The organism is Paenibacillus sp. FSL R10-2796 (assembly GCF_037965315.1).
Lineage (GTDB): Bacteria > Bacillota > Bacilli > Paenibacillales > Paenibacillaceae > Paenibacillus_AQ > Paenibacillus_AQ odorifer.
Genome location: NZ_CP150178.1, coordinates 3,474,363 through 3,493,413, shown reverse-complemented (window position 1 = coordinate 3,493,413; position 19,051 = coordinate 3,474,363). Strand labels below are relative to the sequence as shown.

The 19,051-nt window shown below is 42.2% G+C and carries 16 protein-coding genes and 1 pseudogene; 4 read left to right on the top strand and 13 right to left on the bottom strand.

What is annotated here, in order from left to right; genetic code table 11:
- Positions 1-171 precede the first annotated feature (171 nt).
- Positions 172-1,302, top strand: coding sequence for a glycosyltransferase family 61 protein (locus NST58_RS15945; protein WP_081387454.1), 1,131 nt, complete (start codon positions 172-174; stop codon positions 1,300-1,302).
- 337 nt (positions 1,303-1,639) lie between these two features.
- On the opposite strand, the gene NST58_RS15940 is transcribed toward NST58_RS15945, so the two are convergent.
- The gene (locus NST58_RS15940) at positions 1,640-2,104 is read right to left on the bottom strand and encodes a hypothetical protein (RefSeq protein WP_339248699.1); all 465 of its coding nucleotides are present in this window, start codon (positions 2,102-2,104) and stop codon (positions 1,640-1,642) included.
- Between the two features lie 12 nt (positions 2,105-2,116).
- Positions 2,117-2,863, bottom strand: a complete 747-nt coding sequence (locus tag NST58_RS15935) for an SDR family oxidoreductase (protein WP_076217570.1) — start codon at positions 2,861-2,863, stop codon at positions 2,117-2,119.
- Between the two features lie 168 nt (positions 2,864-3,031).
- On the opposite strand from NST58_RS15935, the gene NST58_RS15930 reads away from it, so the two are divergent.
- Positions 3,032-3,601 (top strand): TetR/AcrR family transcriptional regulator, encoded by a 570-nt coding sequence (locus tag NST58_RS15930; RefSeq protein WP_339248697.1) that lies wholly within the window; start codon positions 3,032-3,034, stop codon positions 3,599-3,601.
- Positions 3,602-3,895: 294 nt separating this feature from the next.
- On the opposite strand, the gene NST58_RS15925 is transcribed toward NST58_RS15930, so the two are convergent.
- The 11 genes and pseudogenes from NST58_RS15925 to NST58_RS15875 form a co-directional block, all read right to left on the bottom strand.
- Positions 3,896-5,761, bottom strand: coding sequence for an ABC transporter ATP-binding protein (locus tag NST58_RS15925; RefSeq protein WP_339248696.1), 1,866 nt, complete (start codon positions 5,759-5,761; stop codon positions 3,896-3,898).
- Positions 5,748-7,487 carry an ABC transporter ATP-binding protein gene (locus NST58_RS15920; protein WP_076302066.1) on the bottom strand — a complete coding sequence of 580 codons (1,740 nt, stop codon included), beginning with the start codon at positions 7,485-7,487 and terminating at the stop codon, positions 5,748-5,750. Before NST58_RS15920 ends, NST58_RS15925 begins: the two co-directional genes overlap by 14 nt.
- Positions 7,488-7,505: 18 nt before the next feature.
- The gene (locus NST58_RS15915) at positions 7,506-7,991 is read right to left on the bottom strand and encodes a nitroreductase (protein WP_339248694.1); all 486 of its coding nucleotides are present in this window, start codon (positions 7,989-7,991) and stop codon (positions 7,506-7,508) included.
- Complete coding sequence (locus tag NST58_RS15910) at positions 7,978-8,370, bottom strand: hypothetical protein (RefSeq protein ID WP_076217567.1); 393 nt, start codon at positions 8,368-8,370, stop codon at positions 7,978-7,980. Before NST58_RS15910 ends, NST58_RS15915 begins: the two co-directional genes overlap by 14 nt.
- Positions 8,371-8,571: 201 nt before the next feature.
- Positions 8,572-10,176, bottom strand: a complete 1,605-nt coding sequence (locus tag NST58_RS15905; protein WP_076303774.1) for a response regulator — start codon at positions 10,174-10,176, stop codon at positions 8,572-8,574.
- Positions 10,166-11,932 (bottom strand): sensor histidine kinase, encoded by a 1,767-nt coding sequence (locus NST58_RS15900; RefSeq protein ID WP_076303775.1) that lies wholly within the window; start codon positions 11,930-11,932, stop codon positions 10,166-10,168. Before NST58_RS15900 ends, NST58_RS15905 begins: the two co-directional genes overlap by 11 nt.
- A 104-nt stretch (positions 11,933-12,036) precedes the next feature.
- Positions 12,037-12,876, bottom strand: a complete 840-nt coding sequence (locus tag NST58_RS15895; protein ID WP_339248692.1) for a carbohydrate ABC transporter permease — start codon at positions 12,874-12,876, stop codon at positions 12,037-12,039.
- Positions 12,876-13,775 (bottom strand): sugar ABC transporter permease, encoded by a 900-nt coding sequence (locus NST58_RS15890; protein ID WP_339248690.1) that lies wholly within the window; start codon positions 13,773-13,775, stop codon positions 12,876-12,878. The genes NST58_RS15895 and NST58_RS15890 overlap by 1 nt, the downstream gene beginning before the upstream one ends.
- 57 nt (positions 13,776-13,832) lie before the next feature.
- The gene (locus tag NST58_RS15885; protein ID WP_339248688.1) at positions 13,833-15,188 is read right to left on the bottom strand and encodes an extracellular solute-binding protein; all 1,356 of its coding nucleotides are present in this window, start codon (positions 15,186-15,188) and stop codon (positions 13,833-13,835) included.
- A 219-nt stretch (positions 15,189-15,407) separates the two neighbouring features.
- Entirely contained in the window at positions 15,408-15,737 is a 330-nt protein-coding gene (locus NST58_RS15880) for a hypothetical protein (protein ID WP_339248687.1), read from the bottom strand.
- A 116-nt stretch (positions 15,738-15,853) separates the two neighbouring features.
- Positions 15,854-16,021, bottom strand: a pseudogene (locus tag NST58_RS15875) (formylglycine-generating enzyme family protein); the annotation flags it as partial.
- A gap of 190 nt (positions 16,022-16,211) precedes the next feature.
- On the opposite strand from NST58_RS15875, the gene NST58_RS15870 reads away from it, so the two are divergent.
- Positions 16,212-16,658 carry an OsmC family protein gene (locus tag NST58_RS15870; RefSeq protein ID WP_076125698.1) on the top strand — a complete coding sequence of 149 codons (447 nt, stop codon included), beginning with the start codon at positions 16,212-16,214 and terminating at the stop codon, positions 16,656-16,658.
- A gap of 134 nt (positions 16,659-16,792) precedes the next feature.
- A complete protein-coding gene (gene shc / locus NST58_RS15865) occupies positions 16,793-18,685 on the top strand; it encodes a squalene--hopene cyclase (protein WP_339248686.1) in 1,893 nt (630 codons plus the stop codon).
- The last annotated feature ends 366 nt before the right edge of the window (positions 18,686-19,051 follow it).

Genomic DNA, 19,051 nt, shown 5'->3' with positions numbered 1-19,051 from the left:
AATTTATATTCAATCCTAGTCCATGTCAAGCCTATTAATCAAGTAATAACAGCATTTGAATCAAATCTTGTTCATCCGCCTCTTTCCGTGTAAGTCTGTGTCCGAAGATTCTTCATTTCATAAAATAGCTTAATAAGTTTTCTGCGCTTCTACTTGGGAATATGAGGTGACATGATGTTATTTTCTGCACAAGGGGTACCACCCCAAGGATATTACCAAAGCATCTGGGACTTTACTTCCCACAACGAAAACAGTACAAAGGAAGCGGGGAATGTCGTTCCTTTTGACTTCGGACGGGCGGCTGAGTTCAGAGCGCCTAAAAGCATTGAAACGAGTATTGCTCCAGCACTAACACCTTATTGTTTGAAGCCCTTTGGCGGATACGTTGCCACCATTTCCAGAGGGAAGGTATGGGGAGAATCTGGTGCTGTTCTAACACCAGAAGGGAAATTGATCTTTGATCTTTCCCAAGAATATGACGCCAAGCAATATAGGATGCTTGAAGCAGATGAGCACCCAGTGTTTCACCGGTGGAATGATCCGCAGCTTCAACATTTTGCCGGGACCGCGGCGGTGTTAACCTTTTGCGGAGCCCATAACTATTTTCATTGGATGTATGATGTGCTTCCTAGATTAGCGATGCTTCAATCGAGCGGAATCACTTACTCCACTATTATCATGAATCCAAATCCGTATGGACCCTTTGTGGAACAAACGTGGACCATGCTTGGGATATCCGAGTCATTGGTGATCCGGACGAATTCAGAAGCATATGTTCAGGCTGACCAGCTACTCGTCCCTTCCTTAATGATGAATTCACATTATCCTCCTTGGACCACGGATACACTGCGCAGATTTTTGTTACCGCATAGAGAAACAACACTAGTCACTCCGGAACGTTTTTATATTTCACGAAAAAAAGCAAGCTCAAGACGGTTGGTTAATGAAGATGATGTCATCCGCTGCCTTGAGAATTTTAATATCGTACCGATTTGTCTAGAGGACTGGACGGTTGCCCAGCAAATCCAATTATTCGCCTCAGCGAAAGTAATCGTAGGTCCACATGGTGCTGGACTCGCTAATCTGGCTTTTTGCCAGCCTGGAACACAGGTCATTGAAATTTTCCATGCCCAGCACGTTGTTCCAACCTATTGGATGATCAGCAACCATAATAATCTCGAATATTATATGGTGTACGGGCAAGGTGTACCCGATCCTGCGATTCGTTTTCCAGGACTGGAGGACATCTATGTGAACGTAGATCGTCTGAAACAAACGATGCATCTGGCAGGCTTGGAATGAGAAGATTGCTTACTACTTTCTCGAATTCAAAAAGCGCAAAGCATATTTTGCTTTGCGCTTTTTAAGAAACATAGATTTAATCACGCCGTGTTACATACTTCAACCATAGCCCATCATCCGTAAGTTTTTCTACACTTTTTAAGCTAAGATTTGCTGGGGGCTGTTGTTTCATAGATGCATCCATTTCAAATAAGGTCACAGAATTAGAGGCACCATCTGCGATGGGAACTATAACCAGGCTCAACTCATCAATTAAATCTTCATTCAGGAAAGACCCGTTTAAAACGCCCCCACCCTCCAGCATCAATTTATCGATTGAGAATAATTGTTTCAGCTTTCACACGACTACAGAAAAATTCAATCGTTCTTTTCCACCAAATATATATGAGATTCCTAGATTTTTCAGATAAGCTAGATAAGCATCAGATACCTGTTCTGTAAGCACTTCAATGATATGATCCTCTGTTCTATTGTGACTTCCTTCTGAAATGTAGTTTTGGGTCCAGCCTAATTTTCCAGTGGGATCTACAGCTACTGCATATGTTGAGGCATCTTTTTGAACGATATAGTCTGTTCTTGGAATGCTTGAAAGGTTACTCTGCTCTAATTCTAGTTTATTGCCTAATGTAAAATTCTCCTCCATGGTAATCCTGCCACATATCCAAGCTTTACATCCATACCGATCATGAATATTTTCGTACTCATCAATAAAATAGGCAGTCCGTTCTTCATCCAAATAATCTCCGATGATTTTACCATCCAATGAGGTAAGCATATGGCAAATAATATAGGGTCTGTCCATAATGATCCCCTTTTAACCAACTTGAACAGTTGGACGAATAATCATTTCATTGATAGCTACATCTGACGGTTGCTCAATGGCAAATGTGATCGCACGTGCAATGCTGTCTGCATCAATAGCCACTTTGTAAAATTCATCCAAGCCAGCTTTTGACTCTGCATCTGAGGTAGTAGCTAACAATTCGCTGCTGACGGCACCTGGAGAAACATTGGTGACACGAATATTGGTTCCACTCATCGCTTCTTCTTGACGAAGCCCTTCAGAAATTGCTCTAACCGCATGTTTGGTGCCACAATATACTGTACCCCCTGGGTAAATGTTATGGCCAGCAACCGATGACAGATTAATAATATGACCTGATTTTTGCTCTCTCATTGAGGGGAGAACAGCTGCAATCGCATATAAAACCCCTTTGATATTTACGTCAATCATTTGATCCCATTCATCCACCTTTTTCTTAAAAAGAAAGGCTTGTGGCATGATTCCCGCATTATTAACTAATACATCAATTTTGCCAAACTTTTTAAGTGCATAAGCAGCCAGTTCTTCCATCTGTGTTTGGGAAGTCACGTCTGTTACTTTGTAGATGGCCGTTCCACCACTTTGTTCAATTTCTCCTTGTAGCTTTTGTAGACGTTCCTCACGACGTGCGCCTAGGACAAGCTTAGCTCCTTTAGAGGCTAGTTCTATAGCAGCGGCTTCCCCAATCCCACTAGAAGCACCTGTAATAATTACGACTTTATCTTGGATATTAGACATGCGAATAAACATCCTTTCGATATTGAATATTGATTCATTAATGGACTATAGTCTATTATTATAAACAGTTACAAAATACATTCAATTGTACGATGATTCTGTTTTGTTCAATACTGAACAGATCCTATGAATGTGTTCAGTATTTTCTGAAAGTTAGGTGAACCACGAATGTCTAAAGTGGATAGAAGAATACTCAAAACTCAAGATGCGCTTAAAAAGGCTGTTATTGAACTAATGTCTGAGAAAAATTTTGACGACATTACCATACAGGATCTCTCCGACACAGCAAATGTAAGCCGGGGAACGATCTACCTTCATTATCTGGATAAATATGATTTGTTAGATAAACTTATCGAAGAACATATAGAGGTCCTAAGAACACTTTGTGAATCGGCGTCTGAATTGGATTTTATCGAGGCAACGTTGACCTGGACGGAATACTTCGATAAAAATTATTCTTTCTTCTCTATGATGCTAGCGAGTAAAGGTGCTCCTTATTTCCGAAATCGTTTCTTAAACTTTCTTCTCGACGAGTTTCGGCATGAAGTAAATGTCACCGCAGGAATAAACCTAGGGTTAAATGAAGAGGTTATTATTAGTTTTGTTGCATCAGCTTATGCAGGGGTAGTGGAATGGTGGTTCAAGAATGAAAGACCTGTGACCTATCAAGTCTTGGCTGAACAACTCGGAACGTTATTAGAGAGGAATTTTAAAAAAAAAGCGGCGATTCTCCTATAATAGGTGAATCGCCGCTCTTTTTTATCGGGCATTAATTACGCCGATAGATTACACATCTTTTTAAGGACTTCGGTCCCAGATGACGTTATTTGGTAGTTTTCAGCTCTTGAAGCAGGGCTTCGGACCTCAAGGATGTTATTCCTTAGAAAGTGACTTATATTTGGTGTTTTTCACGCCAATAGCTGCAGTGGGGTCCTTTAACATTCTGAAAATCAGAAAATCTCGTCTTTAAGGTCAGAGGAGTCCGATAAAAGCATCTACTTACAAATGTTATCGGCTCAAGTAATGATTCTTTTAAATCGCTCGTTTGAACTGGGTATTGTACAGCTCGTAATAAACGCCTTGCAGCGCAAGAAGCTCTTTATGACTGCCTTGCTCGGCAATTCCGCCACCCTGAATAACGAGTATACGATCAGCATCCTGGATGGTACTAAGCCTATGGGCGATCACAAAGCTTGTTCGTCCCTTCATTAGCTTTTCCATCGCCTGTTGAATATGCATTTCCGTACGCGTATCCACACTGCTGGTTGCCTCATCTAGGATCAAAATAGCTGGATCAGCTAGAATGGCGCGGGCAATCGTTAAAAGCTGACGCTGGCCGTGGCTCAAATTACTGCCTTCCGCATGGAGAATAGTCTCATATCCATGCGGCAGTCTATTGATAAAGGCATCTGCATTGGCCAATCTTGCCGCTTCCTCTACCGCTTGGTCTGTCGCATCAAGACGTCCAAAGCGAATATTTTCCCGAATCGTTCCCGAGAATACATGCGCGTCTTGCAATACCATTCCCAATTGACTACGAAGTGCATTTTTATCCAGCTCTCCAATATCGCGGCCATCAATGAATATGGAGCCGCTGCTCAAATCATAGAATCTGATCAGCAAGTTGACAATGGTCGTTTTTCCAGCACCCGTTGGGCCGACAAGCGCAATTTTCTCTCCGGGTTTTGCTTCAAACGTAACCCCACTCAGAATTGGTGAATCTGGCTTGTAAGCAAATGAAACGTCTTTGAAAACAACATTCCCTTTTAACCGTGGCAGATCGTCACTTTGTTCATCACCGTCACCATATTCGGATGGCATATCCATAACTTCAAACACACGCTCCGCACCAGCAATTGCTGACTGAATTAGATTGTACTGGTTAGCAAGATCGGAGATCGGTCGTCCGAACTGTTTGGAATACGTAAGGAAGCTAACGATTACGCCAACCGTAGCCATGTTATGAAAAGCCATCCAGCCACCCACCCCGGCAATGATCGCAAATCCAAGGTTATTAATCATGTTCATGACCGGTCCCACTAATCCGGAAACAATTTGTGCCTTAATGCCGACTTTATTCAACTCTCCGCTGATTTTGCGGAACCGTTTCACTTCTGTCTCTTCCCTGCTGTATTGTTTGACTACTTTTTGTCCGCTGATGGTTTCTTCGATAAATCCACCCAACTCACCTAGATGGCGTTGCTGATTTTTAAAATAAGTTCGACTTAAACCTATGATTTTACGGCTGGACAATAACACAAGAGGGATCGTTATCAGTGAAACTACGGTCAACGGAACGTTCATCATTAACATGATCACTAGTGAACCGCTTAGGGTGATCAAACTGTTTAATAACTGGGTCACACTCTGATTAAGTGTACTGGATACGCTCTCTATGTCGTTGGTTGCCCGGCTCATTAGTTCTCCGTTAGCTTGCGTGTCAAAAAACTTAATCGGTAGCTGTTGATATTTGCTGAACAGATCACGACGCAGCTCAAACACGGTATTCTGTGAGACGGATGTCATAACATAGGCTTGCACCCAAGCAACCACACTGCTTAGCCCATAAATACCGATTAGGAGTAGACAAAAACGAATAAGACCCTGATAATCGTGAGGAATTACCGCAGTATCAATCGCTTTACCGATTAGATAAGGCCCAATCAACGAAAGAATTGCATTTAACACAGTAAATACATACACAATGATTAACCCGAACCGCTGGCGGTTCAAATACATCCAAATGCGTTTGAGTGTGCCCGCTTGATTCTTAGCACGTACGATTGGCACAGCTCCGCCCCGTCCGGGGCCAGATCCCGGTCCAGATCCAGATCCAGGTCCGAATCCGCCTGATCGATTAAAAGGAGTGGTGTTCATGCCATTATTAAGCTTTGACATAAGGCACCTCCTCTCCCTTCATCTGTGATCTCCAAATATCTCTGTATATTTCACTGCTGTTCATAAGACCATCATGTGTACCTTGTACAGCAATTCGGCCGTTTTCTAATACCAGAATACGATCAGCGTCAATTACAGAGGTGACACGTTGAGCTATCAAAATATTCGTGCTGCTGCGCAGCCGTGTTTTTAACATCTGCCGGATTCGTGACTCTGTCGCTGCATCGAGCGCACTAGTGCTGTCATCCATAATGAGGATTGTTGGCTGAATTAAAAGTGCCCGTGCAATCGAAAGCCGCTGCTTTTGCCCACCGGACAGGTTAATGCCACGCTGGCCGAGCTCTGTATCGTAACCCTGTGGAAGTTCTAAAATGAAATTGTGAGCTTCAGCGGCTATTGCTGCTTCTTCCACTTCCTCATCTGTGGCATCCGGTCTGCCATATCGGATATTATCGCGGATAGTACCGCTGAACAGAATAGCCTGCTGCATAACATATCCGATTCTGCTGCGCAAATCTTCCAGAGCAATCATACGAGTGTCGGAGCCATCAATTGTGATAGATCCAGAGGACACTTCGTAAAACCGGGGAATGAGGCTGACCAATGATGATTTACCAGTACCGGTGGCACCAAGAATGGCCACTGTTTCTCCTGGCTCCGCAGTAAAATTAATACCGTCTAACACTAGATTTTCATCCGTAGGATCATAAGCAAAAGATACATTGTCAAATACGATCCGACCGTTGTGTATGGCATCTTTTTTAGCGTTGGCAACTTCTGTAATCTCACTAATGGTGGAAAATACTTCATTCTCCCGATCGGCAGAAACCTTGGCTCGTGAGAAGAAGGTCAACATATTGCTTAACATCAGCATTGACATCAACAATTGGGTTATATAGTTAATAAAAGCGATCAGCTGACCAACTGGCAGCCCACCGTTCCAGCTTTGCACTCCCCCAAACCATAGTACAGCAACAATACTGGCATTTAGTACAAGCATCATTAGCGGCATATTTAATGACATTAACCGTACCGCTTTTATCGCAATTTCTGTATAATCCTTGTTAGCTGTATTAAAGCGTTTCTGTTCATGGTTAGCGCGGACGAATGCTTTGACTACACGGATGCCCGATAAATTTTCCTGCAACACTGTGTTCACACCGTCTAATTTGACCTGCATTTTCTGAAACAAAGGAAAAGAAAGGCGGATTAATCCATATAATATTAAACTCAAGAGTGGCACGGCAACGGCTAGGATGAGGGTCAGCATAGGACTAATCCGGATCGCCATCACCAAGCTTCCGACTAATAGCAAGGGAGATCGAATACTCCGCAAAATCATTTGCACAAAGGTTTGCAGCTGCACCACATCATTTGTTAATCGTGTAATCAGTGAGCCCGTCTTCAATTGATCCAGGTTCTTATTAGAAAATTTCTGAATATGTTCAAACAAGCTAATCCGCAAATCATTTCCGAAGTTTTGAGAAGCAATACTCGAAAAAATAGTGCAGCCCACCCCACCAATTAGACCGATAAACGCTACACCAAGCATGATCAGTCCGGTCGAGAAAATATGAGACAAATCTTTTGTCATGACACCCTTATCCACAATGCTCGCCATGAGTGTGGGCTGCAGTAAATCCATAGTCACTTCGACCAGCATCAGCAATGGTGCCAACACACACCACACCCAATATGGCCTCAAATAATGCTTAAGCTTCCACATTCCGCCACCTTCAATTGTTTAAGATAAATACGTGATTTTAGAACTAATCGGTGTTCTGGGTTTCGCATTCGGCACTTCCTCCGGATACCCCATTCCAAATATCCCAATAACATCGTAATTTTCTTGAACACTAAGAATCTCACGATTATGAGGCAAAGCCCCCAGCGAAGCCCAATACGTACCTACACCTGCTTCATGTGCAGCTAATAAGAAATTTTGTACGAAACAAGCAGCAGCCATAACATTCTCATCGCGTTCAAACGCAGTTGCGGCAGGCTTAGACAGAACTGCAAAAACAACAGGTGCGTTGCCAAAATCCGTTTTATGCTTTAATTTCGCTCTAGTATTGGGTCCGATGAAAAGAAGCTCCCAAGGTTCGGTCATACGATGATTAGGAGCGTAACTTGCAGCCTCCAGCCATGAATGTAACTCCTCTTCACGAATTGGAGTCTGTTGGAATTGTTTTGTACTTCTACGAGTTTTAATGAGCTCAGTTATTTTCATCTTTTTCTTTACTCTCCTCTTTATTAACATTTGATGTTGTATCTTCTGGAGCGATCTCATGAATCTGAAAGATTTGTTTAAACTCTTCAATGATCGCTTCCGTTGCTTTTAATTCACCGCTAACCACTTGTTTAATCGATTCAAGCTCAGGCTGATTTAACTGCCGCTGTAATGTAGCCCGGTTAACCATAAGCTTATCTAAAAAAGCGATGGCTCTGCCACGGCGAAAAGTTTGAGCACTTTTAGGATGTGGATCCATTGATTCTGTCATCCCATGTTTCATAAAGCCACGATCTCTGTGTTCGCCACGTCCCTCACGATCTCTGTGCTCTCCATGCTCCCTATGACCGCCACGTTTGCCGACATGTCCTTCACGCATTTTATTTCCTCCTTTTGCAGTGTATACATTTGTATACGTACTCTTCATGTATACAAATGTATACGATAGAAACCATTTCTGTCAAGATCATTTTTCCATTTTGTAACATCATTATTGCTTACTTTATATCTTAAAAAACAATAAAAAACCCGCATAAAGTGCGGGCTTATAGAGAAAAAATATCAAATTCAACGAAGCAATTTATAGGGGGAAACTATTTTTCTTATACTCCTGAACGGATACTCCCATTACTTTTTTAAAACAGTTACTGAAGTAAAATGGATCTTTAATGCCGACCTTTTCAGCAATTTGATAAGCTTTCCAATCCGTTTCATTCAGAAGCTTCACCGCTTTTTCCATTCTGCACTTGAGAAGATAATCCGTAAAGCTAATCCCTGTGTCCTGCTTAAAGATCCGGCTAAAGTAACTGGAATTCATGTGGAATTTATTCGATACATAGGATAAAGACATCTCCGGAATGTGCATCTCCTGTTGAATAAAATCTTTAACTTCATGAATAATATTATTAGTTTTTTTGCTTCGTGCCTGAATTACTTGAGAGGTTACCTTCTCTGTGAGTTCAAGTAATGTCTGTTGCATGTCTGGCAGGCTATCGAGCTCAAAAATCCTTTTATATGGCGAAATATCGAAAGAAAGATTATTATCTAGTATAACTCCCATTTCAGCGAGTGAATTGATTAATGTGGAGACAAATTGGGCCGAAACCAGCCTAGCTCGTTCCACAGAAAAAGCCTTGGACTTCTCCAAATCCTGAAACATTTTCTCAATGGATTGCACAGCCTTATCTAAGACACCAGCTTTTACAAAAAACAAAATTTCCTCAATTTCATTCGTCTTAACTTCCCAGGATCGGCCTCCGAAATGAATTTCATCATTAAAAAAATAGATGGCGTTACTGCCCTTTAACTTACCATATCTAACTGCCTCCAGCGCCTCTTTATAGGATTCTTTGATCCTATTGAAATCCGTACAGGTACTACCTACGCCAATGCAAGCTTTACATCCAAGCTTTTCATGGAGCGATTGGGCCAGCCACTCTCCAATCTTCGTAAGATTCTGATTATCTTTTCTATTAAGAAGGACAATCCGTTGACTGTTATCAAAAAAAACTTCCATTCCCTCATACTCTTCAAGCGCGTAATCAATAAACCTCTTACAACGCAAAGACTGCAGGATTCGTTGTTCCTCCCCTTCTTCTAAGGGAATTTGAAGTTCAATAAGCATGATTGAAAACAAGCTGTTCGCTGATTCAGGAAAAAAGTAATGGAATCGGCTATCCAGCTGATCGGGGTCCCAGAGGCCTGATAGCAAATCATTTAGAAATTTTTCTTTTAGTTGAACGGCGTGTTCTTTTAACTGTCGATTCAGCTCCTGATATTCGTTCCACCGCTCTGTCTCTTCCCGGATTTTCCCATGAAGATCTACCGCAACTCTTCGTACCTCCTCGGCTTGGAGCGGCTTCAAGATAAAATTTTGCACTCCAATGTCCAGGCTTCTTTTTGCATATTCGAATTCGGGATGTGCAGTGATGATCACAATTTTGACTAGCGGATACCTTTCTTTTATCAACCGGCTTAATTCCAGTCCATCCATAAAAGGCATACTGATATCTGTAAATACTACATCCGGTTTCATGGTTTCGATCAGATCTAACGCTTCGCTTCCATTCGAGGCCTCACCTACGAATCTGTAACCAACTGCTTGCCAATCTATAATGATGGGAACAATTTTTCTCGCATTAATTTCATCATCCACAATAATGGCTCTGAGCAGTTCAAGCTCCATGACTATTCCCCTCCTCAAGCGGTAGTTCCAATTCAATCCGAGTTCCTTCTCCCGGTGCACTGACCAAACTACAATTCATGTCCGCCCCATAGTACAGCTTCAAACGCATCAAAGTACCGCGCAACCCAAAACTGGACTCATTTTGCCCATAGGGCTCAGCTTGCATTTCCCGACGTTTGTCTTCATTCATCCCCACACCATCATCTTCCACGACTAGCTTCAGTCGATTCCCCTGAATACGGGCAAGGATGCGAATCTTACCACACTCCCCTAAAGGGCGAATACCATGATAAAGCGCATTTTCTACAAGCGGCTGAAGCGTCAATTTGGGTATCCGAACATACTCAGCTTCTTCCGACACCTCAATTTCACTGATGAAAATTTCTGGATAGCGAATATTTTGTATACTCAAATAACTTTTAGTGATCTCTACTTCTTCTCTTAACGTTACTACATCACTGCCCTTACTAAGACTCTGACGATAGAAGGCTGCAAGCTCAGAAATAATCTGGTACGCCTCATTATTATTTCCTGACAAAGTTAAATAGCCAGCTGATTCTAACGTGTTATATAAAAAATGTGGTTTAATTTGCTGCTGCAAAATATCCAATTCGAGTTTCCGAATCAATTTCTGTTCTTCTTTCTCCCGCTTCAGCGCTTGCTCAATGGTCATAATCATATTGTTATACCTATCTTTCAACTGGTTCAGCTCATCCGTTCTCGCCTCGTACCGAACCAAACTGAAATCTCCAATCTCCACTTTTTTCATGGATCGCAGCATATGTAAAATAGGTGTAGTAATGAATCTAGAAATCCAGACGGAACCTAAAAATATAGAAATGAAATTAAACAACATAATCATTAACAGCATCAGATTAAATTGACGATAGGGGCTTTCCCATTCCCCCAAAGGCTGAGCGCTAGTAAACCTCCAACCACGATCCATTGAAACCAGAGAAGAGATCAGATAATTATGATCTTTGATCTTTACGATTTTGCTACTGCCGAGCGGCACATCAAGCATAGAAGAGTTTGTATAGTTCGATAATTCAGGCCGTGTAAAATCAAGGAGTGTCTCATATCCAGTTTCGATCATTAAATCAGGTTTATTATCGTTGATCGAACGTTCATAGCTTTTTTTCAGCTCCTGAACCGTAATGTTCACGACTAATACTCCTATTTTCTTGGAAGTGTTCATGTCGTTTACGATACGAATCAGAGAAATATATTGTGGATCCTGCTGGGGTTCCTTCGTCTCAAAATTGAAGATACCTCCGGCATTTTTCCTCCAAATTGCTTTTCCGTCCAAGGCGACTGCCTCGGAGTACCATTCCGCTGACTCGATCCCATCTGTTCTGATCGGTTTTGCAGACTGCAAATCAATCGCAAACTTACGTCCTGCATTATCGAATAGATAGACAGAAGAGATAGAGGGCTCTGCGAGCATAAAATCTGACAGAGCCACCTCTAGCTTGTAAGTTAAAATTCCGATGTCGTTACCCGCCAGATCACTGCCCAAAATTTCCTGAACCGTATTGTTCGACACGATCATCTTGGAATAATTATTCGTGCTGTCAAGAAGTGATTCGATTCCGGAATTCATGGCGTTTAAGGTTTGAAGCGATACCTCACCTACCTTTTCCTCGGTGAATTTCTCATTGATTCGTTGGTACATAATACCGCTTGCAATCATGGAAACCACTAGTAAGGCCAAGTAGTAAAAAACGATTTGTGATCGGATACGTGCAAACCTCATCGGTAACCTCCTGGCCGACAATTAAGCGAATACGGACTTTTATTTATAGCTACTTCAATACGAAACTAGTATAGCATTTTTCGAAGGATTCCTATCCCATTGCTTTAACCCTTAACTGCCCCGACAATAATGCTTTTTTGGACTTGGTTACTTAGGAACAAGTAGATAATGATCATGGGTAGTGTAGCCACAACCATTCCTGCGAACATAGGTCCGAATTCTGTGGCATAGGCACTTTTAAACGAATTGATGGCGACGGTAATTGTTGCTAAGTCAGGATCATTAATGAATGTATTGGCAAACATCAGTTCGTTCCAAGCGGATAAAAAAGTAAAGATGGAAGTGGTTACGATAGCCGGCTTTACAAGCGGAAGCATAATACGGAAAAAAACCTGATAAATATTGCAGCCGTCTACAACGCTGGCTTCTTCCAACTCCCCTGGCAGCGCTCTAAAGAAACCAATCATGATAAAGATTGTAGTAGGAAGTGCACTAACGGTATAAGGAATGATTAAGGCCCAAGGCGTATTCAGCAAGCTTGTCATTTTTAACATCTGAAAGACAGGTAGCAGCGTAGCATGAACGGGGATCATCAATCCCAGCATGAAGAAAGTAAGCACCACATTATTAAGCTTCCACTTCATTCTTGCGACAGCAAAAGAAACCATTGCCGATAACAGAGCAGAAATAATGACAGTTACCGTTGTATACATAAGGCTGTTCAAAAAGTTACGTGCGATATTCGCCTTAAATAGTGCGTAGTCGTAGTTCGCCCACCTCCACTCATTAGGCAAGCCCATCACATTTGAGCCTGTAATTTCTATGTTTGTTTTAAAGGAGGAAAATACAAGCCACACGAGCGGATACAGTTGAATAACTGCGAAGATTAGAAACGCAATCTGCAAAACAACCTTTGGCCAGCGGCGGTTATGTGTTGTTGTCATTAGCTCTCCTCCTTATCATCGTAGGTTCTGATCAGTTTTTGTAGAACTAAGTAGAAAAAGAGACATTCCACAACCATAAACACGGCCATCGCGCTGCCGTACCCATACATATTGCGATTAAAAATCGACGAATACATCAATGTACTTGGAACACTAGTTTCCGGTGTTGGGTAGCCATTGGTCATAATGAAGACTAAATCGAAAAACTTCAATGATCCCAAAACAGCAAATATGACACATACCTTCAGGATCGGTGAAATAAGTGGAATAGTGATAGAGAAGGCGGTTCTTATACTTGATGCTCCGTCAATTTTTGCAGCTTCGTACAAATCTTCAGGAATCCCTTTGATGGCAGCGTACATTAGAAGCATATGGTAGCCGATATATTGCCAAACGATTGGAATCATAACACTTATTAGTGCAGTTCCGCTTTCCGTTAACCAATCATTTGTCCAGGAGGACAAGCCTAGTTGATTGAGTATCGTATTCAGCAAGCCATATTCAGGCTGATAGATTTTCAGAAACATAACCCCGATGACAGAGGAGGATACCAAGACTGGAATGAAATACAAAGTACGATACAGCTTTTCACCCCACACCCCTCTGGCAAGAACCAGAGCGAGCACCAGAGCTATCGGAAGTTGCATGAAAACAGAAAGAACTGCCAGATACAACGTATTAAGTATCGAATGATCAAAATCCATGCCGTACGTATCTGCAAAAAATAAATCCTTATAAGAAGCTAAACCAATAAATTTAGCCGGTTGTATCCCATCCCAGTCCAGCAGACTGTAATACATAGACTGAAGGATCGGGAAAAAACCAACAAGAATGTATAAAATCAAAGCAGGAACAACAAATACGGCGATAGCCTTTTTGTTTCCGAATACTTGATGCATGCTTCACTCCACCTTAAATCGATCAGGCGGCGAACAATTCTCGCCGCCTGACGCAGATTATTGTCCTTGATTGACCTTGCTCTGTAGTTCTTTCGTGTAGTCTTCAGGTGTTGTTTTTCCGGCGACGAATTTCATCAGCGAACCGAACATAGATTCAGTGTCATTACCATTCAGCATTTGATCCCACCAGTAGGAGAAACCAGTTGCTGATGAGGACAATTCACCAATTTGCAGAGCCAGTGGATTCATTTGAGATGTGTCACCTACATCAACTTTCCATGCTGAGGAGCCTGAACCAGCCAGAAATACTTCTTTAGACATGGTCTCAATAAAGAACTTGTATACTTCCCATATTCTTTCCTTGTTTTTCAGATCGGCATTGAGCACGAATGTTTCACCCGAACCTCCGAACCACTCGTCAGCATTTCCTTTCCCCCCTGGAATGGTTGGAAATTTAATCGGTACCACTTTACCTTTGACCAGAGAGTTATCATCTTCAATCTGTCCGTTGACCCAAGCGCCCATGAACATCATAGCTGCTTTGCCTGATAGGAACATATTTGTCGCGTCATCATAAGAAGTTCCAACAAAATGTTTGCCGAAGGAGTCCGCATCAATCAATTGTTTGTATTTCGCAGCAGCTTCTGTGAATTCAGCTGTGTCGAATGATCCTGTTTTCGTTAAAGCGGCATTTACAGCATCCACGCCTGCCATCCGGATGGCTAGAATCGCGTTCCATTGCATTGCTGGCCATCTGTCTTTAGCCCCAAGTGCAATCGGCTGAATGCCTTTTGCTTTTAGTGCTTCAATCGCAGCAACAAGCTCATCCCATGTTTCCGGAATTTTTGCTCCTGCTTGCTCAAATAGTTCTTTATTGACGTACATTTGAGCAGTAGCTATATTGATCGGCAGACCGTAAAGCTTGCTATCGAAGATGAAATTGTCTGTCGTACCTGGTACGATTTGGTCCAGCGTTCCATCTTTTGCGAGATCATCAATGGACAGAATCCGGTTCCCCGCTATAAATGGCTCAGAGAATCCACCACCCCAGGTGTAAAAAATGTCGGGCAGCTCATTGGCTGCTGAAGCCGCTTTCACTTTCGTTTTATAAGATTCGCCTCCAACACCTACATGCTCGATTTCTACATTAGGGAATTTAGCCTGGGTTGCCTCAAGTGCTTTATAAAAACCAACAAACCCGCCGTCTTTAGAATTTGGATCCGCGAATTGGGACCACATGGTAATCTTGAGCTTCTCTTCCGACACAGGTGTTTTTCCCGTATTGCCTGCGTTTGCATTAGCCTCAGAATTCACTTTATTCCCGTTGTTCCCACCACAAGCAGTGATAAGCATGGACATAGCCATCAACACTGTTAAAGTTAGGTTAATCCTTTTTTTGTTGACTTTTTTCATTCTTTTTCGCCCCCCTTTTTATATTACTTACAGGACTAATTATATAAATCAATTTATCGAGTGAACATGAAAGCGTTTTACTTAATGATGTATTCTCTTTACATTAGACATTTTTCTTTATTAGCTACACATAAAGAAGACCTCTGATTTCTTCAGAAGTCTTCTTTTTTCATTCATATCAAAACCTAGGGCATGAACACCTCTATATAGCTGAGTGGCTTAGGTTCTATCTTCTCTATTATCAGAAGTTATCTCATGAATCTGAAACATATGTATGAACTCATCGATGATCGCTTCCGTAGCTTTTAGTTCACCACTAATGACTTGTTTTGCCGATTCAATCTCTGACTCTTTTAGCTGCTGCTGCAACGCCGAACGATTAATCATTAGCTTGTCCAAAAATGCGATAGCCCTAGCACGACGAAAGGTCTGAGCGCTTTTGTGAGGATGCTCCGAACCCTCCTTGACTCCATTTATATTCATTTCTTCATGCTCTCCGTATTCTCGATGCTCGTTATAACCGTGCTTATCTATGTGTCCTTCGCACATAATTATTCCCTCCTCTAATTCCACTTACAAATCCATAACCCATTAATAAGACCGGGCAAGATGGAAGCCGTCTGACTCCTTATCCCAAGTAATGTGTATACCATCTTCACCTATATATTCACAACCGGCTTTAGATCTCCCTGAGATGAGTTATTAATTATAGCATTGGATAGATCCATAGTTACAGGATAGGGTGCAAGAAGAAACGGTTTGAATTGTACTTTCCATCTACGCTTTATCCGATCGTCTCTTAATTCTATTTTTCCCCCTGGAATTGCAACCATAGGATAGTCCAAATAGCCCTCAATTTCGGTCGACACTCTAGCTGCCTCCTAACTATAATTTTAATCATGTATTGACGGGTATACAGAATAGAACTATAATCTATACAATTCCTAGAAACATACTATGAATTTCAAAAAATAAGAAACATTAAATCATCCTTAGTTTGTCCACAAGAAGGAGTGTAAACACATGCCAAATGTTCAAACTTTCAAAGCAACTGCTCATTTGCAAGACGGCGTAAAGGTCGTTACTAATGCAAGACAATTCGAGCTGGTCATCGATGAACCGACAAGTCTAGGGGGCACGGATACAGGAATGAATCCTGTTGAAGCTTTGCTCGCTTCTTTGGGTGCCTGCCAATCCATTGTAGCTCGGGTCTACGCCTCTAAATTTGAGGTGGAGCTTGAAGATTTCAGAGTAGATGTGGAAGGTGACTTGGATCTCGACGGATTCTTCAACCGCTCTGAAGTACGTCCTGGCTATTCCGATATTCGGTATACATTCTACATAAAGACTCCATCCCCTGCTGAGAAGGTCGAACAGTTCGTACAATTTCTGGAGAGCAAATGCCCTGTAGGTGACACCATTGCTGCTCCGGTTAATCTCAAGCTAAATCGTATTGTGATTGAAAATTAACCGTTTTATAATGCTAAGAGGGAATGTAAAAAGGGCTGCAAAGTTGCTTAAAAGCGACTAAGCAGCTCTTTTTCATGTCCTGTTCTCCGACTTCATATAATGTTAAAAATGATGACTTCGGAGGAACCCAAAACATGACGGATATACTAAGTAAAGTAGATGAAGAAATCGAACGTTTGTCAACGTTCTTGCTACAACAGCAGAAGGATGACGGCTCATGGCATTTTTGTTTTGAGAACGGGATTGTGATCGATGCTTATATGATCATTCTCTTTAGAGTGTTGAACCTACAGAATGAAACGCTCATTCGGCAACTACATGATCGCATTCTTGATGCACAACAGCGAGAGGGTTGCTGGCAGTTATATAAGGACGAAGAAGCTGGGAACTTATCCACATCAGTCGAAGCTTATTATGCCCTGCTCTATTCTGGATACAGTAAGATAACAGACGAGCCAATACTGCGGGCTAAACGTTATATACTGTCTAAAGGTGGATTAGGCAAAGTCACAAGTATCTTAACTAGAGTCATACTCGCTGCAACGGGTCAAAGCAAGTGGCCTTTAGCAATTTCTTCGATTCCACTGGAGGTGCTTTTGTTTCCCTCTTACTTCCCTATTAACTATTTCGAATTCTCTGGCTACTCTAGGGTACACCTCACTCCTATGCTCATTATGGCCGATCGGCGATTTTCGATCACTACAGCCCATGCTCCTGATCTGTCAGATCTTATAGAGACACGATTGGATACAGATGAATCGCCTACCCGTGGATATCAGGAAATGCAGGATGTTATTCAAATGGGTTTGAGCAGATTACTCGGGAGTCCACACTACATACATGAAGCTGCCAAAAACAAAGCGGAACAATATATGCTCCAGCGAATCGAATCCGACGGTACCTTTTACAGCTATGCCAGCAGTACGATTCTTATGGTTTTTGCCCTGCTTGCTCTCGATTATGATCGGCAGCATCCAATAATTACACAGGCCATTCAAGGTCTCACCGCACTGCAATGCCAATCAAATCGTAATACTACAATTCAAAACTCTCCATCTACAATATGGGATACAGCGTTAATCTCCTATGCTTTACAAGAGGCTCAAATTCCGGTTGATCACAAAGGAATAAAACACGCTGCAACTTATCTTCTGGATAAACAGCATCATAAACCTGCTGATTGGAGCATCCATAATCCGGATATAGTTCCCGGCGGATGGGGATTCTCTGAGTCTAATACAATCAATCCGGACGTAGATGATACAACGGCAGCCTTGCGAGCCATCCGAAGCTTATCAACCATTCACCCTCCATATCTGGAATCATGGAATCGCGGACTGAATTGGGTCCTATCGATGCAAAATAACGACGGCGGCTGGCCGGCATTCGAAAAAAACACCAATAAAGAAATGCTCACATGGCTCGCTATCGATGGTGCTAAATCTGCAGCCATTGATCCTTCGGAAGCAGATCTTACCGGACGAACTTTGGAGTTTCTCGGAAACTTCGCTGGTTTAAATACACAACACGAGTTCATTAAAAGGGGTACAAAATGGCTGATTCAACATCAGGAGAAGGATGGTTCGTGGTACGGAAGATGGGGTGTTTGTTATATTTATGGCACTTGGGCATCATTAACAGGCCTGCAGGCTGTTGGGCTCCCTATAAATCATGATACATTGCAAAAAGGAGTGAAGTGGCTCCTAAGCATTCAGAACCCGGACGGTGGTTGGGGGGAGTCTTGTCACAGCGACCGGCTTCTACAATATGTTCCTTTAGGAGAAAGCACACCTTCACAAACCGCCTGGGCACTTGATGCGATTATCGCCGTTCAGCCAGAGTCAACAGCTGCGATGGAAAAAGGAATTCAAAGACTAATCACGTCTATTCATGAAGAGGATTGGAAAACTTCTTATCCCACTGGCGCTGGTCTCCCCGGTAATTTCTATTCCAATTATCATAGTTATCGGTATATCTGGCCACTACTCACACTGAGTCATTACAGAAAAAAATACGGTCAAGGTTAGTACTCGGTAATACTCGGTAATAACTAGCGTTGTCCTGCTCCACTTTTTAACTGTCTCGTAAAAGCTTGAATCGCACCATTTGCCGTCCTTTACGACAAACTCTCCTTATCAGTACTTACTTAATAGTATACATCTCCATTTCAGTCGGTCCGTAAACGGGTACGACCCAGTAATGCAACCAAATCATTCATTAAATGCCATAGAGATTGGTATATCAGCTACCCTACCCTCTCCAATAACTTACTCCAGTACGTATTCATCTGTTCAAACTATACTACATGTTTTCTTTCCATAAAGACCGTCTGCTTTTTCTATTAGTAAAAAACACCAGAGCAGCGACCATCCGGTATTGAAGAATCATTGCTC